Origin of the sequence: Gordonia sp. (in: high G+C Gram-positive bacteria) (assembly GCF_049299075.1) — a bacterium.
Classification (GTDB): Bacteria; Actinomycetota; Actinomycetes; order Mycobacteriales; family Mycobacteriaceae; genus Gordonia.
In genome coordinates this window covers 1-4,877 of record NZ_JBAQWU010000481.1, presented here as the reverse complement: position 1 = coordinate 4,877, position 4,877 = coordinate 1, and the positions used below count along the sequence as shown (strand labels likewise).

Annotated in this window: 5 protein-coding genes; 3 read left to right on the top strand and 2 right to left on the bottom strand. The window is 66.0% G+C overall.

The features are described from left to right. Window positions 1–35: 35 nt before the first annotated feature. A complete protein-coding gene (locus tag WAW85_RS15190; RefSeq protein WP_422560425.1) occupies window positions 36–764 on the bottom strand; it encodes a VIT1/CCC1 transporter family protein in 729 nt (242 codons plus the stop codon). Between the two features lie 81 nt (window positions 765–845). Here WAW85_RS15190 and WAW85_RS15185 point away from each other — a divergent pair, with 81 nt between their 5' ends. From WAW85_RS15185 to WAW85_RS15175, 3 genes are read left to right on the top strand one after another with little or no spacing between them, the layout of a single operon-like run. Continuing rightward, the gene (locus WAW85_RS15185) at window positions 846–1,694 is read left to right on the top strand and encodes an exodeoxyribonuclease III (protein WP_422560424.1); all 849 of its coding nucleotides are present in this window, start codon (window positions 846–848) and stop codon (window positions 1,692–1,694) included. A gap of 22 nt (window positions 1,695–1,716) precedes the next feature. Then, the gene (trpS, locus tag WAW85_RS15180) at window positions 1,717–2,739 is read left to right on the top strand and encodes a tryptophan--tRNA ligase (protein WP_422560423.1); all 1,023 of its coding nucleotides are present in this window, start codon (window positions 1,717–1,719) and stop codon (window positions 2,737–2,739) included. Between the two features lie 7 nt (window positions 2,740–2,746). Next, the gene (locus WAW85_RS15175) at window positions 2,747–3,814 is read left to right on the top strand and encodes a YihY/virulence factor BrkB family protein (RefSeq protein ID WP_422560422.1); all 1,068 of its coding nucleotides are present in this window, start codon (window positions 2,747–2,749) and stop codon (window positions 3,812–3,814) included. An 86-nt stretch (window positions 3,815–3,900) separates the two neighbouring features. Here WAW85_RS15175 and WAW85_RS15170 read toward each other — a convergent pair. After that, the coding region (locus WAW85_RS15170) for a D-alanyl-D-alanine carboxypeptidase family protein (RefSeq protein WP_422560421.1) at window positions 3,901–4,877 on the bottom strand (977 nt) is incomplete at its 5' end.

The window sequence follows — 4,877 nt, the reverse complement described above, 5'->3', positions numbered from 1 at the left end:
AGCCGGAGGCCGAACTCGCTGCGGTCGGCTGACGGCTACATCAGCAGGTCGCCGAGGGTGTAGGTCAGCGCCAGCATGCCCAGGCCGAGGCACAGCGCGCGCACGATGGCGAAGACGACCCGGTAGTGGCCGCGCGAGGAGAAGGCAAGCGCGGTGGCAGTTAACGAGACCGCGGCGATCGTCATCGTGAGCCAGGACCTGATGTCGAACGGCGCCGCCATCTGTAAGAGGATGGGGAGCAGGGCGCCGAGGAGGAACGCCAGTGCGGCGGAGCTGGTGCGGCCTATGACCTGACGGCGGGTCATGGGGTCTTGGATGCCGTACTCCAGGGCCAACTGAATGTCCAAGGCGTCGCCGTCGGACAGTTCCGAAGCCATCTGCCGCGCAGTGACCGGTGAAACGCCTTTGGCCTCGAACCAGTCGATCAGCTCCTGGACCTCTCCCTCGGGGTCGCTGAGCAAGCGTGATTGTTCGTGCGCGACGGCGTCCTGCTCGGCTTCGTAGGTGTTCCATTCTTCGGTGAGTTGCACCGACAAGGTGGAGAGGGTGCCGACCACGGCGCCAATCGCCAGCACGGTGTAGGAGGTCTGCGCGCCGATCTCGGCGCCGGCCAAACCCAGGCTGGTGCCGGCGATGGTCAGGATGCCGTCGTTCGCATGGGAGAGACTCTCGCGGGCGTTGGCGGGATCGACGCGCAAGAGCCATCGTCGTACTGGCCCGGCCGATCCCCTCGGCGGCACAGAGCCAGCCTGCTCGCTCCCCATCAGTGCAGATTAAGGCAGCTCGGGCCCGTGCAGTGGTGGTATCGGCAGTCCCCGCATGGTGGGCCGATAGGATCGGTGCACGTGAGCGGCGAAACCTTGTCTGTGGTCAGTATCAACGTCAACGGGATCCGGGCGGCGGTGAAACAGCGCAACGAGAACAACCCCGGGATGCTGCCGTGGCTGACCGCCGCCGACCCGGATGTGGTTCTGCTCCAAGAGATTCGGGCCACCGAGAAGCTCACCCGGACGGCGCTCGCGCCAGCGCTCGACGCCGGCTGGCACCTGTCGATGACCGAGTCTGCGGTAGCCGGTCGCTCCGGGGTCGGTGTGCTCTCGCGAGCCGAGCCGACCGCGGTGCGTATCGGCTACGGCGACGACGAGTTCGATGTGCTCGGACGCTATCTGGAAGCGGACTTCACCGGCGACAACGGCACCGTCACCGCGGCGAGTGTCTATGTGCCGTCGGGTGCCGCGCTCACCGACAACCCCAAAGATGTGGAGAAGTACGAAGAGAAGCGGCGCTTTCTGGATACTTTCGGGCCGTACCTCGATGCGCTGCTGAGTTCGCGGCGCGACGTGGTGGTCGGCGGCGACTGGAACATCGCGCGCGATGAGCGCGACATCAAGAACTGGAAAGGCAACCTGAAGAACTCCGGGTTTCTGCCGCACGAGCGCGAGTGGGTGGCACAACGACTGAGCGCTGGTTGGGTGGACGTGGCACGCGAGCACCACGGCGACGTCGCCGGGCCGTACGCATGGTGGTCGTGGCGCGGGAAGGCCTTCGACAACGATGCCGGCTGGCGGATTGACTACCACCTGGCGAGTCCGGCGCTAGCGCAGCGCGCGGAGCGGGCGTGGGTGGACCGGGCTGAAGCCTACGACCTGCGCTGGTCCGACCACGCGCCGGTGGCCGTCGTCTTTTCCCGTTGATACGTTTGAGACAATGACGGCCATGACGACGCAAGCAACCGGCCCCCGCCGGGTCCTGTCGGGTATCCAGCCGACCAGCGACTCGTTCCACCTCGGCAATTACCTGGGTGCGGTGCGGCAATGGGTGGCACTGCAGGACCAGTTCGACGAGGCGTACTACTTTATTCCGGATATGCACGCGATCACCGTGCCGCAGGACCCGGCGGTCCTCCGCGAACGCACGCTCCGCAGCGTCGCGCAGCTCCTGGCGCTGGGCGTCGACCCGCAACGGTCGACGATCTACGTGCAGAGCCACATCCCGGAGATCGCGCAACTCACCTGGGTGCTCCAGTGTTTGACCGGGTTCGGCGAGGCCGGCCGGATGACGCAGTTCAAGGACAAGTCCGCCAAGGGCGGCCAGGAGTCGGCCAGCGTCGGCTTGTTCACCTATCCGATCCTGCAGGCCGCCGACATCCTGGCGTTCGACGTCCACGAGGTCCCCGTCGGCGAGGATCAGCGCCAGCACCTTGAACTCACCCGGGACCTCGCGCAGCGTTTCAATTCGCGGTACGGCGCGACCTTCGTGGTGCCGAAAGCGCGCATCGTCGGCGAGTACGCGAAGATCTACGACTTGCAGAATCCGACCGCCAAGATGAGCAAGTCGGCGGACAGTGACTCCGGCCTGATCAACCTGCTCGACGATCCCAAACGCTCGGCGAAGAAGATTCGTTCGGCGGTCACCGACTCGGGCAGCACCATCGTCTTCGACCGGGAGCGCCAACCTGGTGTGGCGAACCTGCTGACCATCCAGGCGGCGCTGACCGGCCGGGATATGGACGACCTCGTCGCCGGGTACGAGGGCAAGCAGTACGGGCACTTGAAGGTGGACACCGCGCAGGTGCTGAGCGACTTCGTCGCACCCTTGCGTAGCCGGGTCGACGAGTTGCTCGACGACCGCGCCGAACTCGAGACGATCCTCGCCGACGGTGCCGCCAAAGCCCGCGCGATCGCCTCGAAAACCTTGGCCGCCGTGTACGAGAAGACAGGCTTCCTGGCCGCGCGCTAGGACTGTCATGAGCGTCGTAGACAAGGCCAAAGCGCTGGTGCAGCGTCTGCTCGCCCTGTTCGAGGACCTCAAGAAGCGGTGGCCGTGGCTGCAACACATCCTCGACACCCTCGATCGCTACAACAATCAGCGCGGCAACCTGTACGCGTCGTCGATCGCTTTCAGCGGGATCCTCGCGATGGTCCCCATTCTGATGGTCGCCTTCGCCGCCGCCGGTTTTGTGCTGGCCAACCGGCCAGATGTGGTCACCCAGATCACCGATGCGGTGGTCGAGAACATTCCGGGTGATCTCGGCACCACGATCAGCGGCATCATCGACTCGGCCATCGCCTCACGCGCCACCGTCGGAATCATCGGTCTGATCTCGGCCGCGCTCACCGGTGTCGGATGGATGGGGCTGACCCGCACCGGGCTCACTGAGGTCTGGGGTGGCCGCGTCAAACGCAATCCGGTGCTGTCGAAGGTTTTCGATCTGTTGCTCTTCATCGGGCTGGGGATCACCTTTGCACTGGTCGTGGCGCTCTCGGTGATCGCCACCGGCCCGGTCGCGCAGTGGCTCGCCGAGCACGTGCACTTCCTGCCCGAATCAGTCGAGCACACGTTCCTGCGGTGGGGCACGGCGCTCGCCGCGGTCGTTGCGATGTGGGCCATGTTCAGCTTTGTGCTGTCCCGACTGCCGCTGCAGCGCGTGCCGGTACGGGTGGTGGCCCCCGCGGCATTGGTGATCGCGGTGATCTTCGAGGTGCTGTTCACGCTGGGAAGCAACTATCTGCAGTCGATGTTCACCAGCCCGGCCGGAGTCGCCTTCGGTCCGATCCTGGGTGTGATGGTCTTCGCGTACCTGGCCTCGCGGATCCTGCTCTATGGCGCGGCCTGGAGTGCGTCGAAGCCGGCCAACGCGGAGTACTGCGTGACCGACGAGATCCTCGCCGAAAACCAAGAACTGGAGCGGAGCCCGGTGGTGTTGGCCCCCGTCTACGAGGTCTCGTCGCCGCCGAAAGCCAGCACCATGCTGACCGCGATCGGAATTGGCGCCGCGGCCGCTGGGCTGTGGGGCTGGCTCCGCCGCAAGTGAGCCCGCTGATCCCTGGGCCCGCTGATCCCTGGGCCCGCTGATCCCTGAGCTTGTCGAAGGGTGCAAGCGGCGAGCGGGATGGGTGGTTAGCGGCGGTGGTAGCGACGGCGGCGGCGGAACAACATCACGATCAGGGCGACCGTGGTGAGCGCGACTGCGGCCAGCAGGATCATCGGCAGCATCCCCATCGCGAGTGACTCGGAAGCCGAACTGGGCTGCCAGCGGTCCTGGTCCTGCGCCTGCGCCACCTGATTGTCCAGGCTGCCCACTGACGTCGACGGCGGGCTGGCGAATCCGTACTGCAGCATGCGCAGGGCCTGCTGGTGGTAGCTGTCGTTCGCCACGCTGAGTCCGTCGAGCTGCACGATGATCAGCGTGCGGCCACCGGACTCCACCGCGCCGACAAAGGTCTTGCGGGCGTCGTCGGTGTAGCCGGTCTTGCCGCCGAGCACGGTCATGCCGTCGATACCGTCACGCAGCAGGGTGTTGGAAGTGGACATCGTGTAGCCGGGATGGTCCGCGTCGCCGGGTACGTCCTTGCGGGGCGGATAGCCGGGGAACTCGTAGGTTTTGAGTGCGATCATCTGAGCGAACTCTGCGTTGCCCATGGCGGCGCGAAAGATCACGGCGAGATCATAGGCCGAGGTCGACATTCCCGCACCGTCAAGACCGGATGGGGTGGCGGCCCGGGTGTCCAGCGCACCCAGAGAGGCGGCCTTGGCATTCATCTTGGCCAACGCTTCGTCATAGCCGCCGAGTAGGCGCGCGAGTGCGTTGGCGCAGTCGTTGCCGGAGACGACGAGCAGTCCGCTGACGATATCGCGGACGGTGTATTTACCGTCCGGGCCGACTCCGCAGGCGTCGCCCTCCATCGACCAGTCGTTCGCGGTGGCCACCACCGGATCGTTCAGGTCGAGTTCGTCTAGCGCGGTCAGCGCGAGCAGGATTTTGATGGTCGAGGCCGGCCGGAAACGGCCGTGCGGATCGAGGGCGGCGATGACATCGCCGGACTCGAGGTCGGCGATACGCCAGGCCTTGGACGTCAGATCGGCCGGGGTGGGCC